Origin of the sequence: Arthrobacter sp. CAL618 (assembly GCF_000468215.1) — a bacterium.
GTDB lineage: Bacteria > Actinomycetota > Actinomycetes > Actinomycetales > Micrococcaceae > Arthrobacter_D.
In genome coordinates this window covers 1-24,739 of sequence record NZ_ASZW01000053.1, presented here as the reverse complement: position 1 = coordinate 24,739, position 24,739 = coordinate 1, and the positions used below count along the sequence as shown (strand labels likewise).

Here is a 24,739-nt window from a genome sequence, read left to right as displayed (position 1 = left end):
TTCCTGCCGGTCCGATGCCGAGGGTCAGCAGCTTCTCGTCGGTGGCGAACGCGCGCGCCAGGTCGATCTGTCCTATCGACAAGACCGGCCTCCCGCTCTTGGCCGCAGCTTCGGTGTGCTTCGCCAGGACTGCGTCGAAGCGTTCCATGGACACGGCCGGGATGACGGTTTTTTGTCCGGCCGCGAGGATCCTGTGCTCGGCGTTCAGAACTTCGTGGGAGGTGAACAGGGCGCTGTCTGCCTGTTGGAACTGGCTCGTTCCGTCGGCGCGATGGAACTCGCGCAGGCTTGGGGTGATGGCTTCCGGTGTGACCTGGAGGCTGTGTGTGCCGGTGACGGAGCGGGTGACCTTCTCCACGGTCTCGTCGGTGATGGTCTGCCCGGGGAAGGCTTCTTTGAGGTGTCGGCGGGTCTGGGCGATGACGTGGTTCCGGCCCCATGAAGCGCGCTTGGCGGACAGCTCGTGCACGATCTGACGGGCGTGCTCGTGCACGTTGAGCTCAGCAACACTCGGCCCAGCGGGCACGCCGGGGCCGGCACTGCGAACGTGCTCGAGGAGGGCCGGCCCGACCGGCATCCCCATCCCACCGTCGAGCCCGGTGCTGTAGTCGTGCTGCCATTCGTCGACCAGCTCGGAGAGGCGGCGGGCGCTCTTTTTCTCCGGTCGGGTCTCCAGCGTAGCTTGCTGCGCCAGGGCGATCTTTTGCTTATCGGACGGTGCGTAGCCGTGCCGTGAAGTGAACTCGGTTTCGAGCCGGTTGATCGCTCCGGCGATGTTTGTGCGCCTCGAGGAGGCTCGGTGGATGCTGTCGAGGTCGATGCCGGCGACCTCGTAAACGGGCTCTCCACTACCGGTGGATCGGGCGACGGTGCTGACGCCGAGGGATGCGCAGACCTTCTCGATGACCTTCGCGTTGTACGTCTCGGACGCGGCGACGCCCATCTTGTAGAGGGTGCGCCCATCAAGGGAGGACCACTTCCCGTCGACGCCCATGACTTTGTTCGCGATGACGACGTGGTCGTGCAGCTGCGGATCCCCGGCGCGGGAGTCGTAGTGCCGGAACTGGGTAGCGACCAGGCCGCCGTCGACGTCGATCTGGCGGACACCGTTCTTCCCGCGGCGCGTATAGGTGGCGTTGTTCTCGAGGAAGGTGATCGTCTCTTTGATTGCTTCATTGTGCGCAGCCTCGACTGCTTTGCGTGCTTCGTCGCCGCCGAGCGCCCATAGCAGGGACACCGATTTGGCGGGCGAGAACACCAGGTCATACCCTGCGACGGTCTGCTTCGACGGGGTGGTTTGCGCGGTCACGTACCGGGCCAGTTCTTCGTTGCTGCGGGCGTTCCGACCGTGGGAGTCACGGAACAACTCTCCACCGACACGGGAGCGGATCTCGTGCATGACCTCTGTCGGCAGCGCCTTGTCGGCGTTCTCCGGGCCGTTCCACGCGGGTCCGCTGGTGCGCCGGAAGCGGGCCACTTCCTCGTCGATCCGGCGCGTCATCGTCGTGTCCGCCGTCCCGTACTGGTGGTACTTTTGGCCCAGCTTTATATCGTTCGCGCTGCCGCCGGCGGCGGGGATACTCGCCGCCTCGGGGTGAAGGCCCTCGCCAAACAGGGCTTTCATCTGCGCTTCAGTAACCTCACCGGAGACCCCCAACAGTTGCTCGGAGTGTCCGACCCACTGGCCCGGAGGCATGCCCTCGACGGTGTAGTAGTCCCCCAGCTCGCGGCCCCCGGCTCGCAGCTCGTCGGCGCTGGCGACCTCGGAGGTGTAGTAGGCGTAGCCGTCCCCGGCACTGAGCTTATGGACGGTCATCACTCCACCATCCTCACCCACTCCCCCACCCCACTTGAGGCGGCACGCCGGGCAGGGTTGACCTCATTTATCGAGATGCAAGAGGTGTGACAGATTGTGCCTGTTGGAGGGTGCGAAATCGTATGGTGACGACGGAGGAGGAAACCCAGATGAGCGCCGTGGAAACAAGTACGATTGGTCCATCGAATCTCGATGCGGTTGTGCACATGAGAATGGGCGGTGGGTAACACGGTTTTTCGTTATCCACCGTGCGTTCGATTGTGTGGAACCGCAAACGGACGTTATCCACCGGGTGGGCAGCATAGAGACGTTGGGTTATCTCGGAGCTGTCCACGTGTGGTCAACGTCGGTTAGGTCCAGTCCGAGCGTCAGCGAGGTCCGCATGGGTATTCCATGGTGCCGGCGGTGACGTCGGGCATGGTTGGTGATCGGTCGGGATCGCTCCGTGGTGGGCGGTCGCTAACCGTTAGGCTTGGCAGGGAAAGTGCGTCGGATCGCAGGTCGTGGCCGCCGCAGTATCAGGTACAGGTCTTGAACGCAGGATGAGTTAAGGGGATGAGTCATCATGGCAGCACCGAGGAAGTCAGCGCAGCAGGTAGCGGCACGGGAAAAGGCGAGGGCGAAAGCTCAGGAATTGACCGAGCGGCACGAGCGGTTGATCGACCTAGCAGCGGAGTTCTTCGAGCAGGAGCAGCAGGCAGAGCAAATCCGCGCCGAGGCACGGGAGCGCGCTGACGCGATCCTGGCGAAGGCCGAGCGGGACGCGGAAGCGGCCGCGAAGGAAGCTGGCGCGAAGGTGCAGCAGATGCTCGACACCGGCGAGAGTCGCGCGGCGGTCGCCGCCCGGCTCGGGCTCAGTACCGCCAAGATGAAGCGGGCCCTGGACGGTGCCGGCACCAGCTCGTCGTCCGGAGAAGCGCGGACCGAGCCGACGCTGGCGGCAACAGCGGACGATGTCGCGGAGCAGGTTGCCGCCGAGACGAAGGCCGCCTAGCGGGTAACGCTCCAGCGGGCAGCACTGGTCGTGTCGGCGTGCAGCGCGGCCGGTGCGTGCGTACCTGGTGCGCGGCACCGGAGCCTCAGTGAGCCAGCGGAAACCAGCGCAGGTTGGGGTATCGAAGAGCAGCCCAACCGGATATCGTCCTCAGATGACGGAATTCGCTGCGCTACCACCAGAAACGAATGTCGGACCTGGTGGTGAGTTGCGCTTTGCCGTTGGCGATCCTGAGGGCCTCCGCTCCGCTAGCTGGAAGGTGCAGAGTTCGCGTCGCACACGGGACCTGTACATCGGAAGCCGTTCAGGGATGAATCAGATCAAGTTATCTCTGCATCAATCTGGTCATTGGAGGCTTGCCTACACGCGCGAGTGGTGGGAACAACAAGGGCACACTGGAAACCGTCTGCTGGCGCAGCTCTCTCCACCTGACTTCACCGGCGGAAACTGGCGGCGAGCAGTTTCTATCGTGGACCCGACGAGGAACCTACGCGCAGCGCAGGAGAGAGAACCGGAATCTTCGAGTGGAGCAATCTCCTGGTGGGCTCCAGCTCATGAAGGCTCGGCCCTCTAGTTCGAAGTCCTTATTTCAGATGGGCCGCCGGATGCAACCTTTTTTGATGGCGTAGGGATCGTCGGCAGAATCTCACTCGCCGACGGGTCAGGAGTCATGATGGTGGTCAACGAAGTTGACCCACAGAACCAGAAACGGTTTGAGGATGCGCTCGGGTATTTGGGTTGGACGTGGCACAGCTCCGATGAGGATAGGCGTTTCTTGATTCTTGATACAGGCTTTTCGACCTTGTCGCTGCGCGAAACCGAAAGATCCGAACAGCGTGGGAGCCGTGGGCTCGATGCCGGTGAGTAAGGGGCGGATGATCGGCTCGTTTCATCCGTGCTCGAGGAGGGCTGTGCGCAGCTCGACAGACTGCGCCTTGAACGTCGGCGCGGCTGAGGATTAGTGGAGCCAGTCCGGTCGGCCGGCGAGGCCGATCCGGTAGCGCGCTGCATCCACGGAGGGGCTATGCGGCCCGAGGGCCAGCTGAAAGGTCCGCAACTGCAAGCGGGTGCGCTGCAACCTGAGGCGATTTGCGAGCGATCGGTCGCCGCGGCCGGGCACCCCGGCAAGGGGAGCCACGGACGGGGAGATGACCAGCGCGCCGGCGCTTGCGATGCCGCGGTAGAAGATCCGTTCGGCTCGGTTCAGCCCGTCCGGTGCGGAGAGGAAGGTGAGGAGTTCGGCGGGGACGGGTTCGAGGTCGGGTTCCAGCGCGCGCAGGGCCTCGTCAAGTTCTCGGCGGTTGACCGGGAGATCGTTGGCTCCGAGGTTCCGCGCACTGCGGGACCAGTCGGCGACGTAGGTGTCGGCCCAGTTGCGGCCGAACCGCGGGGCAAGGTCATGGCCAACGGCCTCGTGGGCCCCGAGGAAGGCGTCGGTGAAGGCCAAGTGCACCCAGCGCAGTAGCGCGGGATCGGAGGCGGAGTAGGCGCGGCCGTCGTCGGTGGTGCCGCGGACCCGCCCGTGCATGCGGCGGACCCGTGCCGAGTCCCGCTCGGCGAGTTCCTCGGAGCCGAAGGTGGTGATGGTGAGCCAGCGCGCTGTCCCGGCGAGGCGTGCCCAGGGGTCACTGCGGTAGGAGGAGTGCCGTGCGACCCCGGCCATCGCCAGCGGGTGTGCGCCCTGTCCGAGGAGGGCCGCGACACCGCCGACCAATGTGGAAAGGCCACCGTGGACCTGCCAAACGACGCCGTCGGGTTCGAACAAGCCAGGTCCCTCTCCGACCAGGGCGATGTCGCGCACCCAGTCCGGCGCCCCGGTGGGGTCACCGGAGACCCGGGCACGAAACGCGCTGCGGACGCGGTGAGCCAACTCGGCGGGGCGCGGGATCGAGCTCACAGACATGATGCTCCAACGACGGTAGGTCGGGTACGACGGACACCCAGAATAGGACTCCACTACACAGCGTAGAACATGGCCCTGACACGCCGATGGCTGCGGTGCCCTCGCATTGTTAGAAGAGTGTTGGCGCTTCAGGGTCGAGGCCGGTGAGAAGGGGCCGGATGATCGGCTCGTTCCAGCCGTGCTCGAGGAGTGCTGTACGCAGCTCAACGGACTGCCCGTGGAACTCGGTGCGGCCGATGCCCCGCCACCGGAAAGAGGACGCGTTAGCGTGCCGTCCTTTCTGGGAGCGGTCGAGCATGTTCAGTGCCTGGGTGCCGGGCACCAGATGAGAGTCCCTGCCGGTCGTGACGTGGACGCACAGGGGTACGTCGCAGGCGTGCATGAGCACGATCCCGGAATGCAGTATTTCCCCGGTGAGATGTTCATAGGCGAAGCGTTGCGGCCGCAGGGCCCGCTGTCCGCCGTCGCGGGTAACCCAGAATCTCCCGTATCCGTCATCAGCCACGGCGCCGGTCCAGATCCAGCAGTCAGTCGGGCGCGGGCCCTTGATGACTTTCTCCCAGAACCGGTCAGCCTCTCCCCTGCGCTGCCTCATCGCCGGTTACCTTCGCCAAGTCGTCATCGGACCCGCGCCGGTCGGCGCACGATCAGCCGGCGACCTTCCATCCGCACCACGCCGACGATGACCAGTGCAGCTGCACCTATGACCAGCCACTCGGCCCACCAGGGGCTGTCGGAGACGGCAACTGGGACGAGCAGCAGGAAGAACCAGAGTGCGATCGCCAGAGCGCCGGCGACCTGGTTCCGCACCCGCGGTGGGATGGGTAACAGCAGCAAAGGCAACCGGAGGAAGGCTCGACCGAACAGGTAGCTGTATCGGATGCTCAAGGTGAGCAACCAGCGAATGAGTCGGACCACGACGACTCCTTCCGGTCCGCAAACTGGGTCTCAGAGGGAGATTCCTCAACTCACCTGAAGGACCCCCAACGGGGCTTTGCAGGGGCCCTCAGTACCTGCTGTTGTTAAAGCTTGTTTAGGCGGCGCAGAGCGAGTGATCGTGCCTCTGAGAATCCCAAGGAACGGTAGAGATGCGCAGCATCAGGTGTTGCGTGGAGATCCACGACCTCGGCATTCATCTCGTCCAGCCATGGCAATCCGGCCGCAACCACTGCACGGGCCAGTCCGCGTCCGCGCTGCTCTGGTGCCACGAAAACAGAGGACATCGACCCACTGGCGCCTCGTGGGAACCCCGGCCCGGGCAACCGATCTTCGAGCGTCACCACCGCACAGGCCGACAGTCGGTTGTTCCGGTCGTTGTCGTTGATTTCGGGCTTCTCATCGATGACGAAGGCGGCAAACGTGCCCTGGGCGATACGCGAAGCGATTGCCTCCTGCGCAGCTGGGTACCACGAGGTGTCATCGACGTCTTGTGCGCGGCCGGCGGCGCCAGCTTCTGCCATTGCACGGAACATCGCGTGCCGCAGTCTCACCAACTCGGGTGCGTCCGCTGGGAGCGCCTTCCTTACCGGTACGGAATTCGTCATGCAAGCCATTATGCAGGACCGCTCAGTTCGCCGAACACGCGTACTACGCGGTCGAGGATATTCGGAACGCATGGTTTGGGCGTCCGAAAAGGGATCCCCCACCGCGACAACGGAGCTTGCAACCCATGCGCGGCAATGAACGCTAGGTTGAGTCGTTCAGTGAGTTGAGGCTGACGCAGAAGCGTTCCGCTTCCGCATCACCGATGACTTGGCTGAGTGATTCGTGGAACCATTCCTGCCAGATTGCATCCATTTGGTTCCTGCTGACCGATCCGTTGTTGAGCAGCAAGCTGGCTATGGGGCTAGCCTCGGTTTCGTACTCGTCCTGCGGTGCGCCAGCTGCAGTGCCAGGCTCGAGGCCGTACGGATCCAAGTCGTTGATCAGCGAGATGACCTCCGCGAGTGTATTTCTCCACTTGTGCCGGTCCGGTTGCATCCCACCAGCATGCACTAAATCATTCCAAGTCAGGGATCCCTAACCGCAACACTGGGTTCTGCAACTCATACGGGGGTCTGCATAGGCGGGTGCGCTAACTAATCTTTGGTCGGACTTGCCCGGCAGTTCCACGCCTGCTCAATTCGTACAACACCTGGGTTCAGTCCGGACGTTCTCTGGCCGTTCTGTCCATAACTCATCTCAGGGCCGCTTCCGGTCTCCCCCATTGAATGCCTTCTCGGACTCGATGATCTCGTGCGCGTCCAAGATGCCGCGCTTGGAATGGGCGTCCCAGATCGAACTGCTGGCAGTCCCGCTATTGCACTCTCTTTCGTATCGAGGAACGGAGTTGTCTCTTAACCGGGGCGGATGGTGAAGAGTTGCGCAGGGGTGGTGTCCAGGACGTCGCAGATCGCGGTCAGTGTGGTGAAGCGAATGGCTTTGGCTTTGTTGGTTTTGAGGATCGACAGGTTCGCCATGGTGATACCGGTTTGGCGGGAAAGCTCCGTCAGCGTCATCCCACGCTGGGCCAGGACACAATCGAGGTGGCACTCGATGCGGTGCTTCGTCGGCTCCTCGCGCGTGCGTTCGCCTTCTGATGCTGTCAGCCCTGGTTGATCAGACAACGCCGTCTGCCTCTTCCTCGAGCCTGGCACCTGCTTTGAAAGCGGCGGAAAGGGCGAGGCTGACGACACCGGTGATGATCATAAAGAACGGCCAGCGAGGCAGGTCTACAGCGAGTCCAGCGTAGTCGGCTCCGAGCGGAAATTGGTCGCCTTGTCCGAAGATACTGGAGACCTCGAAAATGGTTCGGCCGGCAATAGTATCGAGAACACCGTAGAGGACGCCTCCGATGATGAAGACGAGGCTGAGAACTGTCAGGCTGCGTCGTACCTTACTTGAGAATGGCTGGCTGGCGGCGATTCCTCGGAGGACCCGAGTGATGAGGAGTGCCGCCACGAGGGCAATAAGAATGTAGAGCATTGCTGGTGTCGCGCCGAGGACCCGCAACCAGAAGGGGGCATCGACGAGGTACCCGGTCGTTCCTTCACGAAGCGTTGCTTCGACAATTTGGGGCATTGCGGTTAAGGGCAGCCGTGGCTCAGCTCCGCCGAAGGCAAGGAGCACGCGTCCGCCGATCACGCTGAACACTTCGAGCGCGCTACCGATCGCAGCGAGGATCGCGACAATCCAGACAATAACCACGGACAGTCTCGTCGTCCTTCGTCCTATTCGCGCTGGTGCTGTAGTAGAACTCATGGTCTCCCTCATATCGTTTTTCGATGTGTTATCGATAAACAATACGCTCCGGATCCACGTTCCCACAAGGCCGGACGCATCCGAACCGGGTTTTGAAGCCTCCTTAGGGTGACGAGACATGTCCGTAAGCCGGTCCCTCACCGCGACACTTTTTCGCCACTCCCCCGACGATAAATGTGGATCGCAGCGATAAGTGGCGTGGTTCTTGCAGCGTTCGGTGGCCCACCAGCGCCGGTGTGCCGCTCAGTTAGTCAGGGCAGGGATGATCGCGCCGGAGAACACCTGCCAGGCTAGGGCGGTCTTGGCGATGAGGCTGAGGATTATGTACGCGCGTTCGCCGTACAGGTAGTCACGCCAGGGACCGACCTGCCGGTACTGGAGCAGCTGGTTGATGGCGAAAATGTTGAAGAACAGGAACAGCGAGATGATGATCCCGTAGACGAAGGCGGGCGGTTCCGCCGCGCTCGTAGATCCGATGGACAGGAAGTAGATCAAAATGGCGATCCAGGGCACGATCCCCGCCAGTGATCCGAGGATGAAGGGTAAGAAATTGCCGCTACCGGGCCTCTCATACTTCTCTTGAAGGGCGCCGAAGCCGATCATCGCCGCATTGACGGCGAACAGGCAGATGAGGGCTGCGATGTCGGTGATTCCGGTGGTTTGCGCGATGAGCCAGATCATCACGGACGAGCTTAGCGAGTACTCGACCCAGCGGAAGTAGTTGTGTTGGACCCTCAGGCCGGCTTCGTAGCGCGGAAAGAATGCCGGTGAGGCAACCGCGAAGTGGAAGAGGGCGGACAGTGCCACGAACACCACGACGCCGGCGCCCACGTTGACCGCGAAGAGTTCCACGCGCTCGGGCGGGAGCGGGAATCCGGGCGGTCCTGCCAGGTAGTCCGCGGTGACGGGAAACGTGACCTGGTTGTCGAGCATCGCCAGGATGATCGTGAAGATCACGGCCTGCAGGAGGTGCAGCGAGCCGGCTACGACGTTGATGCGTCGCAGTCGACGGAAGCTATGAGGGCTCACATCGCTCACGTCAGCCGGACTGATGTCTGAGTTTGAGCGGGCTGCACGGGTCATGGCACTCCTGATAAGAGCGAACCTAAATCGTCCGGGGCCATCAAGCTAACATTGACCATTCAGTGTGCCTAGGAATGCTTCGTCTCTCAGCAATTAGTCTTTCAGCAGTTCTGTTGCTCTAGGCCCAGGTCCAGGTCCAGGTCCAGGTCCAACCGCAGCATCGCATCGGATCGACCGCCCACCTCCGGCCAGTTGCAGCATGCTCCCGGTGGTCGCCAGGGCGAGTGGTTCATCTGAGTCCTCCAGTAAGAGAGCGTGGCGAAGAGCGGTTCCTCTCCAGCGTCGTCAAGGCAGTCGGCACAGCAGGACGCGAACGTCGTCGATAGAACCCTTCCCATAATGGGTGAACTGTGCTTCACTTGTCAGTACATGGAGGGGAGTATCCCCTGTCCGTTCGTCGTCACTACGAGGATCCCAGCATCCTCCGGCGGACAGGGCCGATTCCGCTCGGCCGGGAGAGACCTCCAGTTGGTTCAACAACTAACTGGAAGGTGCTTATTCATGGACGTCCCGTTGTGGGTCTGGTTCGCCGTCATCGGCTTCATCCTGATTATGCTCGTCGTCGATCTCGTTGCCCACCGTAAAGCCCATGTGATCAGCGTCCGTGAGGCCGCGGCCTGGTCGGCTGTTTGGGTGTTCTTCGGCGTCGCGTTCGGCGCCATCGTGTGGCGGTTCTGGGGGGCCGAGTTCGGTCAGCAGTACTTCGCCGGCTACCTCATCGAGAAGTCCCTGGCCGTGGACAACGTCTTCGTCTGGGCCATCATCTTTACGTTCTTCGCCGTCCCCCGCGAGTACCAGCACCGGGTCCTGTTCTTCGGGGTCCTCGGCGCCCTGGTCTTCCGGGCGATCTTCATCGCCGCCGGATCCGCGATCATCGCCAGCGCCGGCTGGGTCCTCTACCTGTTCGCCGCGTTCCTGCTCTTCACCGGGTACCGGATGCTCATCCAGCGTAACGAACACATCGACCCCTCAAAATCCCGTGCCCTGAAACTCTTCCGCCGCTACGTGCCCATGACCGATGCCTTCCATGGCCAGCGGTTCCTCATCCGCAAGAACGGGATCCTGCTCGCCACCCCGCTTCTAGCGGTCCTGGTCCTGGTCGAAGTCACCGACATCGTTTTCGCCGTGGACTCCATTCCTGCGATCTTCGCCGTCACCGACGAGGTGTTCCTCGTCTTCACCGCCAACGCCTTCGCGATCCTGGGTCTGCGCGCCATGTACTTCCTCCTGGCCGACCTCATCCACCGCTTCGTGTACCTCAAGATCGGACTCGCGATCGTCCTGATCTGGGTGGGCATCAAGATGGCCCTGAAGATCGACCTCTACTACATCCCCACCACGATCTCCCTCGCCGTCATCACCACCATCCTCACCGTCTCCATCGCGGCCAGCCTCATCAAGACCCGCGGCCAGGGACGCCATGAACCACCTGCGCCCGCCGAAGCGCCCTTCCGCACCGCGGAACCCGAGGAACTGGCAGAACTCGAGCCCCTGTGGAAGCGAACCCGCCGGGAAACCACAGCCAAGGCCCCATCACCTGGCGCCTCGCGTGCCGCATCAGTCGATGCTGCGCCGGCACCTGACGCTGATCAGGATCCGGTGGACGATGCCGCACACAGCGGTGATCAAAGCACACCGGGTCGCTCCTCCAGCGGTGACCACTTCGACGCACCGCGCCACTAGCCACCGAGCTGTCGTCATCCCTCACTCGTAACAAAACCTGTCCAGGAAAGGAATCACAATGCCATCAGCGCCCACCAATCGACCCACCACACCAGTCGACCTGTACACCAGCCGCCGCACCGCCCGACGACACCCGTGGACGTTTCTCACCCAGCACGGGCATGTGTTGCTGGTCGTCGCGACGGACCCGCACCCCCTGGTCGAGAACATCGCCGCCACGGTCGGCATCAGCCCACGCAAGACACTGCAGATCCTGAAGGATCTGGAGGACACCGGGTACCTGTACCGGATGCGGGAGGGACGGCGCACCCGCTACACCATCGACCCACACAAGCACTTCCGCCACCCGGCGACCTCGCACAAGGAGATCGGTGCGCTCCTGGCGATCTTCACTCAATCGCCAGCCGATACACGCTATTAGGACCCCGGGCTACGACCAGAAGGAAACTCCTCATGAAACACCGCAGAACAGCCCTCCTCGGGTCCGGGCTCCTCCTTACAGGGGCGTTGCTGATCACCGGATGCGACGACACGCAAGTGCCGCAAGGACCGGGAGTCGAGGAGCAGGAAGACGCCGAAAACCAAGACGGCAGCCCCGACGGACAAGACGACGGACAAGACGACGGGCAGGACGAGGACAGTGACGAATAGCTCTGAGATCAGAAGCGGCGCAGTACCTCTGGCGCGCGCGAGGCCGACACCAGCAGAAGAGCAACCGTTAATGACGCCACCAGAGCAACGAGGTGCCCACGCCCATTCGTGGACTTTCCTGACGAACCACGGGCATGTCCTCATCGTGGTCGCTGGGGACCCGAGCGCCCTGGTCGATGACATAGCCGCACGGGTCGGGATCACCGGCAGGGCCACCTTGCACATCCTGAAGGACCTGGAGGACACGGGATACCTGCAGCGCATCAAGGAAGGACGGCGCACACGCTATGTCATCAACGCGCACCAGCACTTTCGCCACCCAGCGATCGCTCATCAGGAAGTCGACGCACTCCTATCGATCTTCGGATCAACCGCTACAACGACACGGAAGGACAGAACGTGAGAGCGCCCACCCGTACCCCCACCAGCATCAGGTCACTGCCGGCCGGTGTCCTGGCCCGACCTCACCGCAATGCCATGCATCGTCGGGAGATCCTTGTCTCCGAGGGGCAGGAAGCGGCGGACACGAGGATTGGAAAGAGGCCATGATCGACGGGGGCCGCCTGTTCCAGTCTGATCACCGATCACCAGAACGAGAATCAGGGCTGGGTGAAGCAGGCCAGGGCAACGCTGAGAGCATCGACGAGACTGTTGACACCGCTGCGGACGCCGCATTGCAGGTCATGGAACAGCGCATCAATGCTTTGGTTTCTACCGTCCCTACGCTCTTCCGCTACCCGCGCGGCGGTGGCGGACCATGATCATCGTTCTGACCGGAATCGACGGGGCGGGCAAGACGACGGCCGGGCAGATGCTCGCGCAGCAGCTTAGCGCGGCCGAGTATCCTGCGGTCTTCACCAAGAACAGTTCTGGGCGGCGGAGCATCACGGCCTGGTGTGGTAGGCGGAAAATCAAGCCCCCGGTGCGCCTGCTCGATACTGTCGAGACGAGTATCCGCTGCATTAACGTGCTCATCTCTCACCTGCGCGCCCGGCCAGGTAGCAGGGTCGTCATCATGGACCGATACCTGTACTGCCAGGCGGCATTGAGGCAAGCGAGGGGCCTGAAATCAGGCTGGTTCCTGCCCTTCCTGTCCAAGGCCCTGCCTACCCCCGACATCGTCTTCTACTTCGACGTGCCACCCGACATCGCCTACAGCAGGATCCGACGGCGGGCCGCGGACACCGAGACCCTCGAGCACCTCCACGCCTTCGACGAGGCCTACCGGGAGCTCGTAGAATTTCCGTCCTTCATCACCATCGACGCCAGCAACCCTGCCGGGCAACTCGTCGAGGCCATGCTGCAGGAACTCGGTGTGTGCGGTCTGGGGCTCCCCTCATGAGCACGCCCCGAAACGACGGCACAAGGGCCCCCATCAGGGCACCCCGCAGCCGATCGATGACAGGAAGCAACTTCGAGCTGATCGCATGGCTTTTCATGCGCTGGTCCGGCGCCCTCCTGGTCGTGCTGATCTTCGTGCACCTCTTCGTGAACCTCGTGCTCGGCGACGGGATCAACCAAATCGACTTCGCCTTCGTCGCCGGCAAATGGGCACACCCCTTCTGGCAATGGTTCGACCTGATCATGCTCTGGCTGGCCATGCTCCACGGCACCAACGGGCTTCGCGTCATCATCAACGACTACACCGACACCGCCCGGACACGCATGATGCTCAAAGCCGTGCTCTACACCTGCACCGCGGTCATCATCGCACTCGGTTCCCTGGTCATCTTCACCTTCGACCCCTGCCCCGCCGGAGCTTCCCCGAGCACGCTTCCCGCGCTGTGCTCGGCCGGACCACCCTAGAACTCTCACCGGCACAAGGTCTGGCCGTGCATGTCACGAAGCCGTAAACGATCACGGAAACCGCCGAAGGCAGCCGATCGGCAACCAAGTGACCGCTCGTGCCGCCAACACCGGTCGACTTCTCACCCAACTCGATGCTGAGGCCAACAACGACCGGTCCAATACACCTGTAAGGAGAAATCTGTCATGGCACTATCGGACGAAGAACGCTCCCGGTTCGAGGAGCTCGAACTGCGTTTCGCGATCGAGGATTCTGAGCGCGCCCCGCGCCTGCAACACCCAAATTTCCCGCACCCCCCACGACGTCGCAAAGCAGCGTTCATCATGATCGTCGTAGGGATGCTCACCGTGATCACCTCCATAGCACTGTCCGCCCCAGCTATAGGTGTCGCCGGTTTCGTCATCATGGTCGCCGGCGGCATCGTAGGAACACCACCGCCTCCACCAGAACAAAGGGACACATCACCGCCGGGTCCGACACGTCCGTCGGGTCCGCAGTCGAGTACGAAGCCCCTTTAAGAAGGTCGAGCTGGACGATACCTTCATGTCAGTACGCTGCCTGATCCGTCGCCGTCCGTACTGCTGGGAGCGACTCAGAACACAGGGTCCGACGCACGAACAGTAGACAGGCGAAACGCAGCACCTGCACTGCCACGGCCACGGCCTGGAGTGAGCTTGGCCGGCGGCCCTAGCCACAATAGGTGAAGTTTGCTTTACTTATTGTAATGGAGGGAAGCATCCCCATATCCAGTTCGTTGTCGCAACGAGAGTCCCTGCACTCTTCGGCGGACAGGACTGCATGCTGCGGCTGGGATAGACCTCCAGCGGGTGCAGTAATTGACTGGAAGTAGGCTCGCGTGAACAGTTCTGACCGCACATGGACCGCCGCCACCTCAAGGGCCCAGCACCCGCGTTCACCTTTACCTGGCCCTTGGAATCGAGCTCACAATCATGCCTTGGTCGTAGCGCGGCGTGTAGGAGCCTTCCAAGCCCAGGTGAGAACAAGAGCTAAGTCTGCTGTAACGATCGGCGGTGTTGTAGTGCTCGGAATGACGTTGTGTGGGTGCTCGTTCACGAACCCAATTGGTACAGGGATGAAAGACTCCTCCAGTAACGGAGTGCACGAATCAAGCGGAAACGTCCGATTGCAGAACATTCTGATTGTTGGCGAGTCCGCCGAGGAGCCTGGGCGTGTTCTGGGCACCATCATCAACGATGGTAATAAGGACCTTATGCTCGAGATCACCGTGGCGGGAGAAGCCGAAAGGATGTTAGTCCGCGGCAGGAACTCGGTTCGTCTCGAGAGTGCGGGTCCGCTTATCTTTGAGCGAGCCGGCGCTGATGCAGGGTCAGTAGTGCCAATGACCGTCACTCACGCGGGCGGTTCCTTCACCGTACTGGTGCCTGTCCTTGATGACTCCCTACCGTACTACGCTCCCTATATGCCCTAACTCATCTGTCCTCAGACCTGTCGCACCCGCTGCGCTTCTACATCACTGCCTTTGGCAGGATTCTGGAGATCAACAGCGAGACCACGCGATATGCGTTCATCGCGTCTTCCACAACCCTTTCTGCACGGCAGACGACGCAGGGCGGGTTCCGGTGCACTGACGTTCGGCGATCGCGTCGACACACGCGTGACACCACACACGAGAGAGCGAAGCAGTTTGTGAACCAGGACCACCTGAAGAGGTCTACATATCGTTTTGTCCGGGATTCGGTCTATCAGCTTTTCCACCTGCGTTCGAAGCGGCCGCTCAGCAGGGAAGACGCCTCGGGCAGGATCACAGCTTTCGTGTACGGGGACATTCTGATCCTTGCTGCGCTTATCGCGTTGTACCCACAGGACCTACTCACCTTCAAAGCTCTGACCTACATCATCGGCACTGGCGCTTCAACCTTCATCGCACACGTGCTGGCCGAACACGTCGGAATCCGGGTAGCGGCACCCGACCAAGCAACCACGTCGCACCTCAAACGTGAGGCGTGGCATGCAGTACCGATAGCATCAGCCGCGGTCGGCCCCGCACTTCTCATGACCGCCGCACTGGTGGGCTGGATTGACCCGGAGTTTGCGCTGCAACTGGCAATCCTCATCACAGTCGTCCGACTGGGCAGCCTGGGATGGGTAGTAGCACATCTTCGAAGCGAACGGGTAGTTCCTCAGACCTTCATCCTGGGCTTGGCCCTGGCCGCACTATGCCTGGCAGCCGCCCTCCTCAAAGCTCTGGTCACCGGATAGTGGCGAAGCCATCGAAACTGCTGCGCACAGAGCCACGCGAAGGGCGTCCCTGTTGAGGCACCGAGGAATTCATTCATCCTGAGCCGCGGATCCAGATCTTTACGCTCATACGGAGCAATTCGCGGCCAGCGTCCGCGAACGACCGTCCATAAGACACTTAACAGCAAGAGGACTCGGAACGGTGCGTCGTGTTCCATGGGCCGTGTCCGAGACCTATGTACTGTCACCGACGTTCGCGGTACAGTTTCGGGCTATGGCAGCTGTTGGTTATGCGCGCGTGTCGACCCGGGAGCAGAATCTCGACGGTCAGACCGATGTGCTCGAAGCTGCCGGGTGCAAAAAGGTCTTCATCGAACACGCCTCCGGCGTTCTTGCGAAGCGGCCAGCCCTCGATGACGCGCTGGACTATCTGCGTGCCGGTGACACCCTGGTCGTGACGAAGCTCGACCGACTTGGCAGGTCGGTACGGAATCTGAAGGAAGTCGTGGATGGGCTCGAGAAGCGGGGCGTCGGGTTGAAGGCGCTTTCGCAGGGTATTGATACGACGACTCCGGGCGGGCGGTTGTTTTTCCATATGCTCGCGGCGATCGCGGAGTTCGAGCACGATCTCATCGTGGAGCGTACGAAGGACGGCCTGGCTGCAGCGCGGGCTCGCGGGCGTAAAGGTGGTGGGCGGATCAAGATGAGTACGACGAAGATCCGTCAGGCGCGGGCCATGTATGACGAGAAGACATACACGGTGCAGCAGATCGCGGAGACGTTCGGGGTCTCGCGTGGGACGATCTACCGCCATCTCGGCGAAGACGTCAGGGCATAGAGGCGGACGACCGTGGTGCGGCGCAGCGTCCATGACAAGATCGACCTGCTGCGCCAGCACGACCAGGGCGTTCCGTGGACCCGTGTCGCCGCGGAGTCGGGGGTTCCGTTACGGACATTGAGCCGTTGGGCCAGCACGTACCGGACCGATCCATCGTCGACCAGCCTCCGGCCAGCCCGTCGGCGTGACCGCGGTAGAAGGCGGCTTCCCGCAGAGCTCGTGGAAACTATCGAGGGTTTGGCGCTTCGCCGGCCCGAACCCAGCAAAGCCTTCATCCACCGGCGGGTAGCCGACATCGCCCGCGACCGCGGGCTCCCGGCGCCCAGCTATTCCACCGTCCGGGCGATCATCGCAGGCATCGACCCGGGCCTGCGGACCCTCGCCCATCACGGGGACGCCGCATACCGGGACAGGTTCGAACTGGCCTTCCGTCGCACCGCGGACCACCCGAACGAGCAGTGGCAGGCCGATCACACGCTGCTGGACGTCATGATCCTCGACAAGGCCGGCGACCCGGCGCGGCCGTGGCTGACCGTCGTACTCGATGACTACTCGCGTGCTGTCGCCGGCTATACCGTGTTCCTCGGTGCCCCGACTGCCGAGCAGACCGCCCTGGCACTGCATCAGGCCGTGAACCGCAAGACGCATCCCGCCTGGCCTGTGTCCGGTCTGCCCGATGTCCTCTACAGCGACCACGGCTCCGACTTCACCTCCGCCCGACTCGAACAGGTGTGCCTCGACACCCACATTCAGCTCATCCACTCACAGGTCGGCGTCCCGCAGGGCCGCGGGAAGATCGAACGCTTCTACGGCACGATCACCACCGAGTTGCTGCCCCACCTGCCCGGGTACATCCCCCACGGCACGAACGGGAAACCCGTCTCACCGCCGTCGCTGAATCTCGAGCAACTCGACGGGATCCTTGAACGCTTCATCGTCACCGAGTACAACCAGCGCAATCACTCCCAGACCGGCGACACACCCGCACACCGTTGGGCCTCCTCCGGTTTCATCCCGCGCAGCCCCGCCCGGCCCGAAGACCTAGACCTGCTCCTCCTCACTGCAGCTGCCACCCGGAAAGTGCAGCGCGACGGCGTGCAGTTCGCCTCCACCCGATACATCTCACCCATCCTCGCCGCCTATGTCGGTGAGCATGTCACCGTGCGCTTCACCCCCCGCGATGTCGGCGAGATCCGCGTCTACTTCAACAACGAGTACCTCTGCCGCGCTATCGCCCCCGAGCTCGCCGCCGAACACGTCTCCCTAGAGGAGCTCCGGGCTGCCCGCGCCACGCGCCGGCGTGAGCTCAAACAGCAACTCCGGCAACGCCGCAGTCTCGCTGACGCGCTCCCTACCGACACCCGCTACACACCGATCGATCCATCACACCTGACCGGGCTGACCGACTCGAGCGACGCGGAATCCACTCCAGCGCCGCCGCCCGTAGAGGTAGCTCCCCGACAGAACAGATTGCGTCTCTATGCGACCGACTAACGCCAAGCACACAGTCCTCTTCGGCAAAGATGACGACGGCCGCCGCTTCCTGACCGGCGACTTCGCCGAGGTCAACGACGACGCCCCACCACTACCGACCCGTCCCCCTTTCCTCAGTACCAGGGAGCACCGCCGCTTCACCGAGTTCGCCGACGCCGTCCGAACCCACCGCTACATCGGGCTGTGCTGGGGACCGCCCGGCATCGGCAAAACCCTTTCCGCCCGGCACTACGCAGCCGCCGACGACTGGGAACAATGGCACACCCTGTTCGCCGACCAGCTCGGCCCCGTGCCGCCCGCGGTCCTCCAAGCGCGCACAGCGTTCTTCACCCCCACCGTCGCCGCCACCGTCCGGCAAATCGACACCGGCTTCCCGAAAGCCTGCCAACAGATCTCCTTCGCAGTCGACTACGCCGAACACGGCGTCGTCGACCCCTACGTCCACACCGAATCCCGATCGAGTGGCCGCACCGAACTCCTCATCATCGATGAAGCTGACCGGCTCAAGGCCACTGGCCTCGAACAAGTCCGCGACTACTTCGACCGCCACCACATGGGCGTCATCCTCATCGGGATGCCCGGCATCGAGAAAAGACTCGCCCGCTACCCCCAGCTCTACAGCCGCATCGGATTCGCCCACGAATACCGACCACTCACCCCAGAGGAGCTCACCGCCGTCCTCACCCAACGACTCCCCGCCAGCACCACAACAACCGACCCCCTCGCACAAACCACCGCGATCGCGACCATCGTCCGCATCACCGCCGGGAACTTCCGCCTCGTTGATCGACTCATCACCCAAATCCAACGCATCCAGGCCCTCAACAACCTCGACACACTCACCCCCGAGGTTGTCGACGCCGCCCGCGAAGCACTCCTCATCGGCCACTGAATTCCGCGCAAACAACGCCACTTACCGCTGCGATTCACAGACGATAAAAATGCCATATGAAACCTGGGTTTTCAGATTCGCGTTTACCCCGCCCGTGAAACTGTCTCGCTTAGGTCACTCTAGCGCTACAGTGAGAACCATGGCCGGACACATCATCGGATACGCACGCGTCTCCACGAACGAACAAGACCTCACCGCGCAACGCAATGGGCTTGCCGCACTCAATGTCCCCGAAGACCTGATCTACGTCGACCACGGACTCACCGGCACCAACCGCGAACGCCCAGGACTCCGCGAAGCCCTCGCCGCCTGCAGAGCCGGCGACACCCTCGTCATCACCAAACTCGACCGACTCGCCCGATCGCTGCCGGATGCCCGAGACATCATCGAAGACCTCACCAAGAGAGGGATCAAGCTCAGCATCGGCGGATCCGTCCACGACCCCACCGACCCCGTCGGCCGTCTCCTCTTCAACGTCCTCGCCATGGTCGCCGAATTCGAATCAGACCTCATCCGCGCCCGCACCCGCGAAGGCATGCAAGTCGCCAAAGCCAAAGGCAGACTCCGCGGCAAACAACCCAAACTCACCAAGTCCCAAGAAGCACACCTCATCTCCCTATATAAGGGAGGACAACACACCACCACCGAAATCGCCGAACTCTTCAAAGTCGCCAGGAGCACGGTGTACCGGATCGTCCAACGGACTGCCTAGGTCCGGGGCTGCCCCAGGCTAAGCCGATCCGCAAAGTCCAACGTTGTCCGCAGCGATAAACAAATCCTCATATGGTGGGAGTGAATGAAACTTCCCGAGCGGGGCCGCGGTTCAAACGGTTTCGACATTTGATTGATCGATCCAGCGAGCTAGCAGGCTAAAGGCCGCCAATTGTTCGAGGGCAAGCTGTTCGATTCCGCCATCCTCCTGTGGGGGCAGATGCATCCCTGGATTACGTATTGCCGTGTAGAGCCCGTCGGCAAAGGCTCTGGCGCCTCGGTGAAGGTTCTGGTAGGTCTTCCCACCGTCGTCCTTCATCAGTCGAAGGCGGGATCCATTTTTCTTTGGAGCGTCCAATGAGAATGCCTCGTTGAATAAGGCTGTTTCGGAGACATCCATGCGATTCAGCTTGGCCTGAGTCTCTGCGTTGATTCGAATTGCCGCTTGCATCACTGCTTGATGGAAGTGGCCAGTACTCCAATATGATCGGCCGTTTTCCCACGCCCATGGATGTAGATTGGCTGCATCCATGTCGGGAGCGTTGTCGCCCAGATTCTCAGCAAGCTCCGCAGAGCGCTGCAGGGCAACCTTGGCCCGTGAAACTTGGTCGCGGAGCCAATCGTATTCGCTGTCGGGCACGGGGCGGCCTCTAGCCCAGCTAGGTAAGACCCTATCCAGAATTTGCTCTACAACGTGAGCGCCTTGTGCTGCCTCTATATCAGAGCCGCGCATACGTGAACCAATGAAGAATACGCCACCACCGTCGTTCTCATAGGGAACTTGTTCGGTCACGTTCAGAAAGGAATCGATCTCATCGACGGCCCATTCCGGGTTTAACTTGGTCATGGGACCATTCTGCCTTCTAATGCTGACAGCACTATTAGAGGTCTGGCGAACTGGCGAGGGCTCGAATCCATGGCGCCGAGCAGGGCCAACCGCAGATGCGAACGTTGTGCCACCCGAAACTTGGTGACTCGACCACAGCATCGCGACCGCTCACTCCTAATCTTCTATGGCCGAGAGCCATGACCGCAGGGATGCTTCCATTGATCTGATCGTCCCTACAGCAGACAGCAGAGCCTTAGAAGTAGGCACCAGTTTGCTGGACATTTTCGGCATCTGATGTGCAATGCCTTCGAGCTCGGCAGTGTCCATTTCCTCTAACTGATTGGCCATGGAGCGAAGGGTTTCCATTAGATCCTGGGGAGCCTCTTGCGAACCTATGTCTGAGTACAGACTCAGGCTCCGGTTCAGATTGGTCATGAGATGATCCCACGTAGTGATGGCGGCACGTGCACTGACCGTGAGCCGCTCATTCGGTTCTTTTAGAGTGTTGCCGACTAGAACCATTGAAGCTCGTAGTTGTGTTGGATTCTGGGCCTGGAATCTGCCGATAGTATTCTGCAATTCGTCTGCTAGGTCCGTGAAGTTCTCCAGAAACGTAGAGAGCGTTCGCTCGGCTTGGGGCATCAGCTCTTCGACATTCGCAAGGTATTCATCAAGCCCCGGTTCTGGTTCACCCTCTGGCTGCTGATCTGCGCTGAGATCGTTCGCCGCTTCAGGGGTTGATTCCCGGTCTACGATGATCTTCTCAAGGTTCTCAGCGACGACCTCGACAAGATTCGCGTAGTCCGCAGAACCGCGGTCTGCGCGGCGCGCTGCGGTGACATCGAGGTGGAGAGTTGCCTGTAACCGTTCGACGATTGGGTCAGTCAGCGTTTCCGAATGAAGCGTCGGTGGCGTGATCCAAATCAATGGCAACAGAAGTTGTTCCGAACCGTTCCGTTGTGCGGCCTCGGAAAAGGAAGTAAATTCTCGTCTACACCCTTCGCTCTTGAGATAGCGAGGGGTGATAAAGGGCACCAAGAAGGTAGATGCTTGCAGTTCGTCATCCAGCCTCGACCATAGGTCATCACCCCATCGAACGTCTTTGACATCAAGAAATAGTTGGACTGTCCTTCCGTGTATTCCTTCGAGAGCGTCAACCACGTCCGTCGCGAACTGCCGGATGTCACCGCCAGTGCTTGACTCTTGGTCTTGGTGGCTGTAGCTGACAAATATTTTGGCTTCTTCAAGGACAGGCACGGTATCTACTTCCTGAAATCCGGACGAGGGGTGAGGAACAACAGCAGAGCTTTGGACGGATGCTTCTTCGGGTGAATGCCACAACTGGATTTGGGATAGCGCATTCAAGGGCAGTGCCCACAGATCGTCGTCGAAGGCAACGGCTTGTTCACCAGTACCAATTACAAATCCTCGGTGGAACCGATCTCCGTAGTAGTTTTTGAACGCGCGGATGCCTCTGAAATGGCTAGAAGAGACGACGCCGGATGCTTTTATCTCGATCGCGACAAGACGCCCTCGAGCATCCTGCAGCACGAGGTCAACTTCGCTAGTGCGGCCGTTCTTGTTCTCCCTCCAATGACTCAGCGTTACGGTGGTTTCCGCCCAGCCAAGGTGAGCTTTAATTTGCTGAACAACGTGGGCTTCCAACATTCCACCTCGAGTAGAGGCTTCGGCCATCGTCCGATCAGTAGCGAAAAGCACCGATCCGGAGAGTGCTGAGTCAGCGGGATAACACTTGGCTGTTGACCGTACCGATTTCTTTGACGGCCTGTGAAAGTTGGGAAGCTCGTCTACTAGGAACCGACGCTCGAGAATGTCTATATAGCGGTTGACTGTTCGAACGTCGATGCCGATTGACCTGGCAATGGCCGTGGTATTCAGCTCTCCTCCTGGATGCATCAGAAGATGAGTTAGGACGTCGTGAGCGATACGTGAATCCATCCTTTCCTCCGGCATTACGTCGTCGGTCAGGAGCGACCTGATATCTTGCCCAATTTGGCGATGCAGAGTAGCGGTCGAGCGTTCCGCATTCATTATTCGGTATCGGGGAAGACCTCCGCGAATAATCCGCTCCTCCCAATTGAGTGGTAGGGGCACTGACAAGCCCGTTTGAGGAATTCCGTCGAACAATTGATCAACGACGGACCATGGGCCTGACTCCGCGGCTGTTATCTCGGCTTCACTGAGGGGTTCGAGGGTTAATCGAGATGCACGTCGAGCGAGAGGATCCGTTCCACCTAGTCCGGTTTGACCGATTGCCGCAGAACCCGTCAGGACACACCGCACTGATTCGTCAGTTTCGTCGAGGAGTGCTTTGAGCGCTACTGGTAGCTCCGGCAGGAGTTGAGCTTCATCGATAGCAAAAGGCCTAGGTAAGCTCCTCAGCCAAGCCAACGGGTTCTCGGAGGCTGCAGCTAGTTGAGTGGGGTCAGTCATCGTGAAGCTGGCCGAGACAAAGTTTGCATTCTTCAGCTCCCGCAAGAGCCAAGTTTTACCAACGGCACGCGCTCCCTCGACGATGACTACGGGGGTAGTCTCAATCTGTTCAATGAGGGTGGGCTGAAGAAACCTCTGTATGTGCATGATTGCCATCATACATGCAATGGGTAAAAGATTCTACATAGAATGCATGAAAGCACTCATGCCTTGCCTGCTGAAGCAGCCTCGCATCGCCGGGTAGAACTCGGCTTCCCACACATCGAGATGTCCCATCATCGGCATTCACCCCTCTTCTACGGGTCGCGGACACGATTGACCTTAGCTAGACGCACCGAACATCGAGTCTTGGGTCGAATGGTCAGGTAGTTTTGCCTGATGGCACTGAACGGTCCCTTGAGCATTCACCAGATCAGGACGGGAGCATTATCGGCGACGCCAGGTGCGGTTGAAGAGGTACTGAAGGAGAATTACTACAGGGTTGATCCCGCAGAGTATTTCGAACGCCGGCTCTGGGGAATAATTGCACTTGTTGACATGGAGCCCGGTTCGGTTAGGTGGGACCGCTCCGATCAGGCATCACTCTTCGGACAGTTCCAGTCCGTGCTCCAAGACAAGAAGTTCGCACTGGACGTCCCGGCCGGGGACACTCTCAGCAGCAGAACCATGGCTTCTATTGAGAGTTACACCTTGATGCAGCACGTCATCGAAACTGCATTGCGACTGTTTGTGGCTGGCCAAGATAGAGCCACAGGTAACAGCCCGATGACAAATCTGTTGAACATCAGGCAGAGCTCGGATCTTCGAGATCCCATCAAGCCTCTGCTTGGAGCAAATGCCCGGCATGCGGTCTCCCAAGTAATTTTCCTGGTTGGGCCCCCGTTAGCAGTCCAGTGGCTATGCGATAGCTAGTTGGTTTCCTGCGGTCCAGTTTTCCCAGTAAGCCGACGGTGTCATTCCATCGAGGGATCCATGGGGCCGTTCATGATTGTAGATCTGTTTCCATTCATCGGCCAGGTACTTTGCTTCGGCCAGGGTGTCGATGATTTCCCCGGTGAGTTGTTCCCTTCTGAATTGGGCGTTGAATGACTCGGCGTACCCGTTCTGCCACGGCGACCCCGGGTCAATAAAAGCGGTCTCCACCCCCGCGGTTTGGCACCAGCTGATCAGCGCCGCGGCGGTAAATTCCGGCCCGTTATCCGAGCGGACATACGTCGGCACGACACCGGTTTCGGCGATGATGTCCTCGAGCACCGCGACCACATCCGTCGCGGTGAAAGACCGCCGCGGGATGATGGCCAGGGCGGTACGGGTGTATTCATCGATGACGTTGAAGAATCTCACATGGCGCCCGCAGGAGGTCACATCGGATTGGAAGTCAAAGCTGACCACATGCATCGGATACTGGGCAGCCAACCGCTTCTGCTCACCAGCCCCTGGCCCAGTCCGTCGCTTCTTTCGCGCCCTGGGCTTGCAGGTAAGTCCCTCGAGTCGCCACAGCCGGCGCACCCGCTTCGCGTTCAAGGCCACCCCATGCCAGGCTGGCTGGCTGAGTAGGTGCCAGCGCGCCTTCCGCCACCCCCACGCCGGATGCTTCCCCGCAACAGCCCTCAGATCGACCCGCAGCCGGTGGTCTTCGAAGCTCGCGACCGGCCGCCCCTTGCGCAACGCGGAACGGTTCTGGCCCAGGATCTTGCAGGCGAGTCTTTCGGACGCCCCGAACTTCTCCTGCGCCATGCGCACCGCACGCCGCCGAGGTTCCGGGCTCAAAATTTTCCCCGCGCCACCTCATTGAGTATGTCGATGGTCAGTTCCTTCTCCGCAACCAGCTTCTTCAGCCGGGCGTTTTCCTTCTCGAGCTCCCGTACCGCTTTGGTCTGGCCGGCGTTGTGCTCGGAACCGTATTGGTTCAGCCACCGGTACCAGGTCGCTTCGGTAACCTGCAGTTCCTTCACGACCTCAATCATCGGCCGTCCATCGTTGAGCATCTTCTGGCCCTGCCGGACCTTCGCGATGACCTGATCAGGGGTATGTCTACGTGCCATATCGGTGAATTTCCTCCTGCACCCATTATCGGATGCGAAACTCACATAATCACTGGACTCCTACCCGGGGACCCAACCA

The 24,739-nt window shown here is 61.0% G+C and carries 27 protein-coding genes and 2 pseudogenes; 15 read left to right on the top strand and 14 right to left on the bottom strand.

Annotated features, from left to right (window positions below; genetic code table 11):
- Positions 1-619 precede the first annotated feature (619 nt).
- Positions 620-1,816 (bottom strand): annotated as a pseudogene (gene mobF / locus K728_RS21720) (MobF family relaxase); the annotation flags it as partial.
- Positions 1,817-2,381: 565 nt separating this feature from the next.
- On the opposite strand from mobF, the gene K728_RS0103135 reads away from it, so the two are divergent.
- Positions 2,382-2,810, top strand: a complete 429-nt coding sequence (locus tag K728_RS0103135; RefSeq protein WP_024475816.1) for a hypothetical protein — start codon at positions 2,382-2,384, stop codon at positions 2,808-2,810.
- A gap of 958 nt (positions 2,811-3,768) precedes the next feature.
- On the opposite strand, the gene K728_RS0103125 is transcribed toward K728_RS0103135, so the two are convergent.
- From K728_RS0103125 to K728_RS22315, 9 genes are all read right to left on the bottom strand, one after another.
- A complete protein-coding gene (locus tag K728_RS0103125; protein WP_024475814.1) occupies positions 3,769-4,713 on the bottom strand; it encodes an oxygenase MpaB family protein in 945 nt (314 codons plus the stop codon).
- Between the two features lie 109 nt (positions 4,714-4,822).
- On the bottom strand, positions 4,823-5,308 hold the full coding sequence (locus K728_RS0103120) for a hypothetical protein (RefSeq protein ID WP_024475813.1): 486 nt from the start codon (positions 5,306-5,308) through the stop codon (positions 4,823-4,825).
- Positions 5,309-5,331: 23 nt separating this feature from the next.
- On the bottom strand, positions 5,332-5,631 hold the full coding sequence (locus tag K728_RS0103115) for a hypothetical protein (RefSeq protein WP_024475812.1): 300 nt from the start codon (positions 5,629-5,631) through the stop codon (positions 5,332-5,334).
- A gap of 104 nt (positions 5,632-5,735) precedes the next feature.
- Positions 5,736-6,257, bottom strand: a complete 522-nt coding sequence (locus K728_RS0103110; RefSeq protein WP_035746941.1) for a GNAT family N-acetyltransferase — start codon at positions 6,255-6,257, stop codon at positions 5,736-5,738.
- A 142-nt stretch (positions 6,258-6,399) separates the two neighbouring features.
- Positions 6,400-6,693, bottom strand: coding sequence for a hypothetical protein (locus tag K728_RS18255; RefSeq protein WP_024475810.1), 294 nt, complete (start codon positions 6,691-6,693; stop codon positions 6,400-6,402).
- Positions 6,694-7,049: 356 nt separating this feature from the next.
- The gene (locus K728_RS21715; protein WP_024475809.1) at positions 7,050-7,319 is read right to left on the bottom strand and encodes a helix-turn-helix domain-containing protein; all 270 of its coding nucleotides are present in this window, start codon (positions 7,317-7,319) and stop codon (positions 7,050-7,052) included.
- A complete protein-coding gene (locus K728_RS0103095) occupies positions 7,312-7,953 on the bottom strand; it encodes a DUF2975 domain-containing protein (RefSeq protein WP_133185560.1) in 642 nt (213 codons plus the stop codon). Before K728_RS0103095 ends, K728_RS21715 begins: the two co-directional genes overlap by 8 nt.
- 243 nt (positions 7,954-8,196) lie before the next feature.
- Complete coding sequence (gene heR, locus K728_RS0103090) at positions 8,197-9,036, bottom strand: heliorhodopsin HeR (protein WP_019483732.1); 840 nt, start codon at positions 9,034-9,036, stop codon at positions 8,197-8,199.
- 101 nt (positions 9,037-9,137) lie between these two features.
- On the bottom strand, positions 9,138-9,269 hold the full coding sequence (locus tag K728_RS22315; RefSeq protein ID WP_272944176.1) for a hypothetical protein: 132 nt from the start codon (positions 9,267-9,269) through the stop codon (positions 9,138-9,140).
- 268 nt (positions 9,270-9,537) lie between these two features.
- Here K728_RS22315 and K728_RS0103080 point away from each other — a divergent pair, with 268 nt between their 5' ends.
- The 13 genes from K728_RS0103080 to K728_RS0103015 all read left to right on the top strand — a co-directional run bounded on the left by K728_RS0103080 (position 9,538) and on the right by K728_RS0103015 (position 19,333).
- Positions 9,538-10,719, top strand: coding sequence for a TerC family protein (locus K728_RS0103080; protein WP_019483733.1), 1,182 nt, complete (start codon positions 9,538-9,540; stop codon positions 10,717-10,719).
- A gap of 58 nt (positions 10,720-10,777) precedes the next feature.
- A complete protein-coding gene (locus tag K728_RS0103075) occupies positions 10,778-11,140 on the top strand; it encodes a helix-turn-helix transcriptional regulator (RefSeq protein WP_019483734.1) in 363 nt (120 codons plus the stop codon).
- A 32-nt stretch (positions 11,141-11,172) separates the two neighbouring features.
- Positions 11,173-11,370, top strand: a complete 198-nt coding sequence (locus tag K728_RS20010; RefSeq protein WP_019483735.1) for a hypothetical protein — start codon at positions 11,173-11,175, stop codon at positions 11,368-11,370.
- 70 nt (positions 11,371-11,440) lie between these two features.
- Positions 11,441-11,773 carry a helix-turn-helix transcriptional regulator gene (locus tag K728_RS0103065; protein WP_019483736.1) on the top strand — a complete coding sequence of 111 codons (333 nt, stop codon included), beginning with the start codon at positions 11,441-11,443 and terminating at the stop codon, positions 11,771-11,773.
- Between the two features lie 142 nt (positions 11,774-11,915).
- Positions 11,916-12,131, top strand: coding sequence for a hypothetical protein (locus K728_RS0103060; protein WP_019483737.1), 216 nt, complete (start codon positions 11,916-11,918; stop codon positions 12,129-12,131).
- Complete coding sequence (locus K728_RS0103055) at positions 12,128-12,712, top strand: dTMP kinase (protein WP_019483738.1); 585 nt, start codon at positions 12,128-12,130, stop codon at positions 12,710-12,712. Before K728_RS0103060 ends, K728_RS0103055 begins: the two co-directional genes overlap by 4 nt.
- Entirely contained in the window at positions 12,709-13,176 is a 468-nt protein-coding gene (locus tag K728_RS0103050) for a succinate dehydrogenase hydrophobic membrane anchor subunit (RefSeq protein ID WP_024475805.1), read from the top strand. Before K728_RS0103055 ends, K728_RS0103050 begins: the two co-directional genes overlap by 4 nt.
- A gap of 186 nt (positions 13,177-13,362) precedes the next feature.
- Positions 13,363-13,695 carry a DUF3040 domain-containing protein gene (locus K728_RS23000; RefSeq protein ID WP_084442800.1) on the top strand — a complete coding sequence of 111 codons (333 nt, stop codon included), beginning with the start codon at positions 13,363-13,365 and terminating at the stop codon, positions 13,693-13,695.
- Between the two features lie 1,150 nt (positions 13,696-14,845).
- Positions 14,846-15,418: a hypothetical protein gene (locus K728_RS0103035; protein WP_019483742.1), complete on the top strand. Its 573-nt coding sequence runs from the start codon at positions 14,846-14,848 to the stop codon at positions 15,416-15,418.
- 253 nt (positions 15,419-15,671) lie between these two features.
- Positions 15,672-16,235: a recombinase family protein gene (locus tag K728_RS0103030; RefSeq protein WP_024475803.1), complete on the top strand. Its 564-nt coding sequence runs from the start codon at positions 15,672-15,674 to the stop codon at positions 16,233-16,235.
- 12 nt (positions 16,236-16,247) lie between these two features.
- Entirely contained in the window at positions 16,248-17,729 is a 1,482-nt protein-coding gene (locus K728_RS0103025; protein ID WP_024475802.1) for a Mu transposase C-terminal domain-containing protein, read from the top strand.
- Entirely contained in the window at positions 17,716-18,621 is a 906-nt protein-coding gene (locus tag K728_RS0103020) for an AAA family ATPase (RefSeq protein WP_024475801.1), read from the top strand. The genes K728_RS0103025 and K728_RS0103020 overlap by 14 nt, the downstream gene beginning before the upstream one ends.
- A gap of 139 nt (positions 18,622-18,760) precedes the next feature.
- On the top strand, positions 18,761-19,333 hold the full coding sequence (locus K728_RS0103015; RefSeq protein ID WP_024475800.1) for a recombinase family protein: 573 nt from the start codon (positions 18,761-18,763) through the stop codon (positions 19,331-19,333).
- 111 nt (positions 19,334-19,444) lie between these two features.
- On the opposite strand, the gene K728_RS0103010 is transcribed toward K728_RS0103015, so the two are convergent.
- The 3 genes and pseudogenes from K728_RS0103010 to K728_RS22995 all read right to left on the bottom strand — a co-directional run.
- Complete coding sequence (locus tag K728_RS0103010) at positions 19,445-20,179, bottom strand: TIGR02391 family protein (protein ID WP_024475799.1); 735 nt, start codon at positions 20,177-20,179, stop codon at positions 19,445-19,447.
- Positions 20,180-20,335: 156 nt separating this feature from the next.
- The gene (locus tag K728_RS0103005; protein WP_237742076.1) at positions 20,336-22,120 is read right to left on the bottom strand and encodes a DUF4143 domain-containing protein; all 1,785 of its coding nucleotides are present in this window, start codon (positions 22,118-22,120) and stop codon (positions 20,336-20,338) included.
- Positions 22,121-22,360: 240 nt separating this feature from the next.
- Positions 22,361-22,762: pseudogene (locus K728_RS22995) on the bottom strand (AAA family ATPase); the annotation flags it as partial.
- A gap of 231 nt (positions 22,763-22,993) precedes the next feature.
- Here K728_RS22995 and K728_RS0102995 point away from each other — a divergent pair.
- Positions 22,994-23,527: a hypothetical protein gene (locus K728_RS0102995; protein WP_024475797.1), complete on the top strand. Its 534-nt coding sequence runs from the start codon at positions 22,994-22,996 to the stop codon at positions 23,525-23,527.
- Here K728_RS0102995 and K728_RS0102990 read toward each other — a convergent pair.
- Positions 23,513-24,660 (bottom strand): IS3 family transposase gene (locus tag K728_RS0102990; RefSeq protein ID WP_116779319.1). Its coding sequence is split into 2 segments (ribosomal slippage): positions 23,513-24,396 and positions 24,396-24,660, totalling 1,149 coding nucleotides; the frame shifts between segments, so codons are not numbered across the junction. The genes K728_RS0102995 and K728_RS0102990 overlap by 15 nt on opposite strands.
- Between the last annotated feature and the right edge of the window lie 79 nt (positions 24,661-24,739).

Excerpts from the sequence above, each read along its gene's own strand:
- K728_RS0103135 (WP_024475816.1), top strand. The coding sequence starts at position 2,382 with ATGGCAGCACCGAGGAAGTCAGCGCAGCAGGTAGCGGCACGGGAAAAG.
- K728_RS0103125 (WP_024475814.1), bottom strand. The coding sequence starts at position 4,713 with ATGTCTGTGAGCTCGATCCCGCGCCCCGCCGAGTTGGCTCACCGCGTC.
- K728_RS0103120 (WP_024475813.1), bottom strand. The coding sequence starts at position 5,308 with ATGAGGCAGCGCAGGGGAGAGGCTGACCGGTTCTGGGAGAAAGTCATC.
- K728_RS0103110 (WP_035746941.1), bottom strand. The coding sequence starts at position 6,257 with ATGACGAATTCCGTACCGGTAAGGAAGGCGCTCCCAGCGGACGCACCC.
- K728_RS18255 (WP_024475810.1), bottom strand. The coding sequence starts at position 6,693 with ATGCAACCGGACCGGCACAAGTGGAGAAATACACTCGCGGAGGTCATC.
- K728_RS0103095 (WP_133185560.1), bottom strand. The coding sequence starts at position 7,953 with ATGAGTTCTACTACAGCACCAGCGCGAATAGGACGAAGGACGACGAGA.
- heR (WP_019483732.1), bottom strand. The coding sequence starts at position 9,036 with ATGACCCGTGCAGCCCGCTCAAACTCAGACATCAGTCCGGCTGACGTG.
- K728_RS22315 (WP_272944176.1), bottom strand. The coding sequence starts at position 9,269 with ATGAACCACTCGCCCTGGCGACCACCGGGAGCATGCTGCAACTGGCCG.
- K728_RS0103080 (WP_019483733.1), top strand. The coding sequence starts at position 9,538 with ATGGACGTCCCGTTGTGGGTCTGGTTCGCCGTCATCGGCTTCATCCTG.
- K728_RS0103075 (WP_019483734.1), top strand. The coding sequence starts at position 10,778 with ATGCCATCAGCGCCCACCAATCGACCCACCACACCAGTCGACCTGTAC.
- K728_RS20010 (WP_019483735.1), top strand. The coding sequence starts at position 11,173 with ATGAAACACCGCAGAACAGCCCTCCTCGGGTCCGGGCTCCTCCTTACA.
- K728_RS0103065 (WP_019483736.1), top strand. The coding sequence starts at position 11,441 with ATGACGCCACCAGAGCAACGAGGTGCCCACGCCCATTCGTGGACTTTC.
- K728_RS0103060 (WP_019483737.1), top strand. The coding sequence starts at position 11,916 with ATGATCGACGGGGGCCGCCTGTTCCAGTCTGATCACCGATCACCAGAA.
- K728_RS0103055 (WP_019483738.1), top strand. The coding sequence starts at position 12,128 with ATGATCATCGTTCTGACCGGAATCGACGGGGCGGGCAAGACGACGGCC.
- K728_RS0103050 (WP_024475805.1), top strand. The coding sequence starts at position 12,709 with ATGAGCACGCCCCGAAACGACGGCACAAGGGCCCCCATCAGGGCACCC.
- K728_RS23000 (WP_084442800.1), top strand. The coding sequence starts at position 13,363 with ATGGCACTATCGGACGAAGAACGCTCCCGGTTCGAGGAGCTCGAACTG.
- K728_RS0103030 (WP_024475803.1), top strand. The coding sequence starts at position 15,672 with ATGGCAGCTGTTGGTTATGCGCGCGTGTCGACCCGGGAGCAGAATCTC.
- K728_RS0103020 (WP_024475801.1), top strand. The coding sequence starts at position 17,716 with ATGCGACCGACTAACGCCAAGCACACAGTCCTCTTCGGCAAAGATGAC.
- K728_RS0103015 (WP_024475800.1), top strand. The coding sequence starts at position 18,761 with ATGGCCGGACACATCATCGGATACGCACGCGTCTCCACGAACGAACAA.
- K728_RS0103010 (WP_024475799.1), bottom strand. The coding sequence starts at position 20,179 with ATGACCAAGTTAAACCCGGAATGGGCCGTCGATGAGATCGATTCCTTT.
- K728_RS0103005 (WP_237742076.1), bottom strand. The coding sequence starts at position 22,120 with ATGGATTCACGTATCGCTCACGACGTCCTAACTCATCTTCTGATGCAT.
- K728_RS0102995 (WP_024475797.1), top strand. The coding sequence starts at position 22,994 with ATGGCACTGAACGGTCCCTTGAGCATTCACCAGATCAGGACGGGAGCA.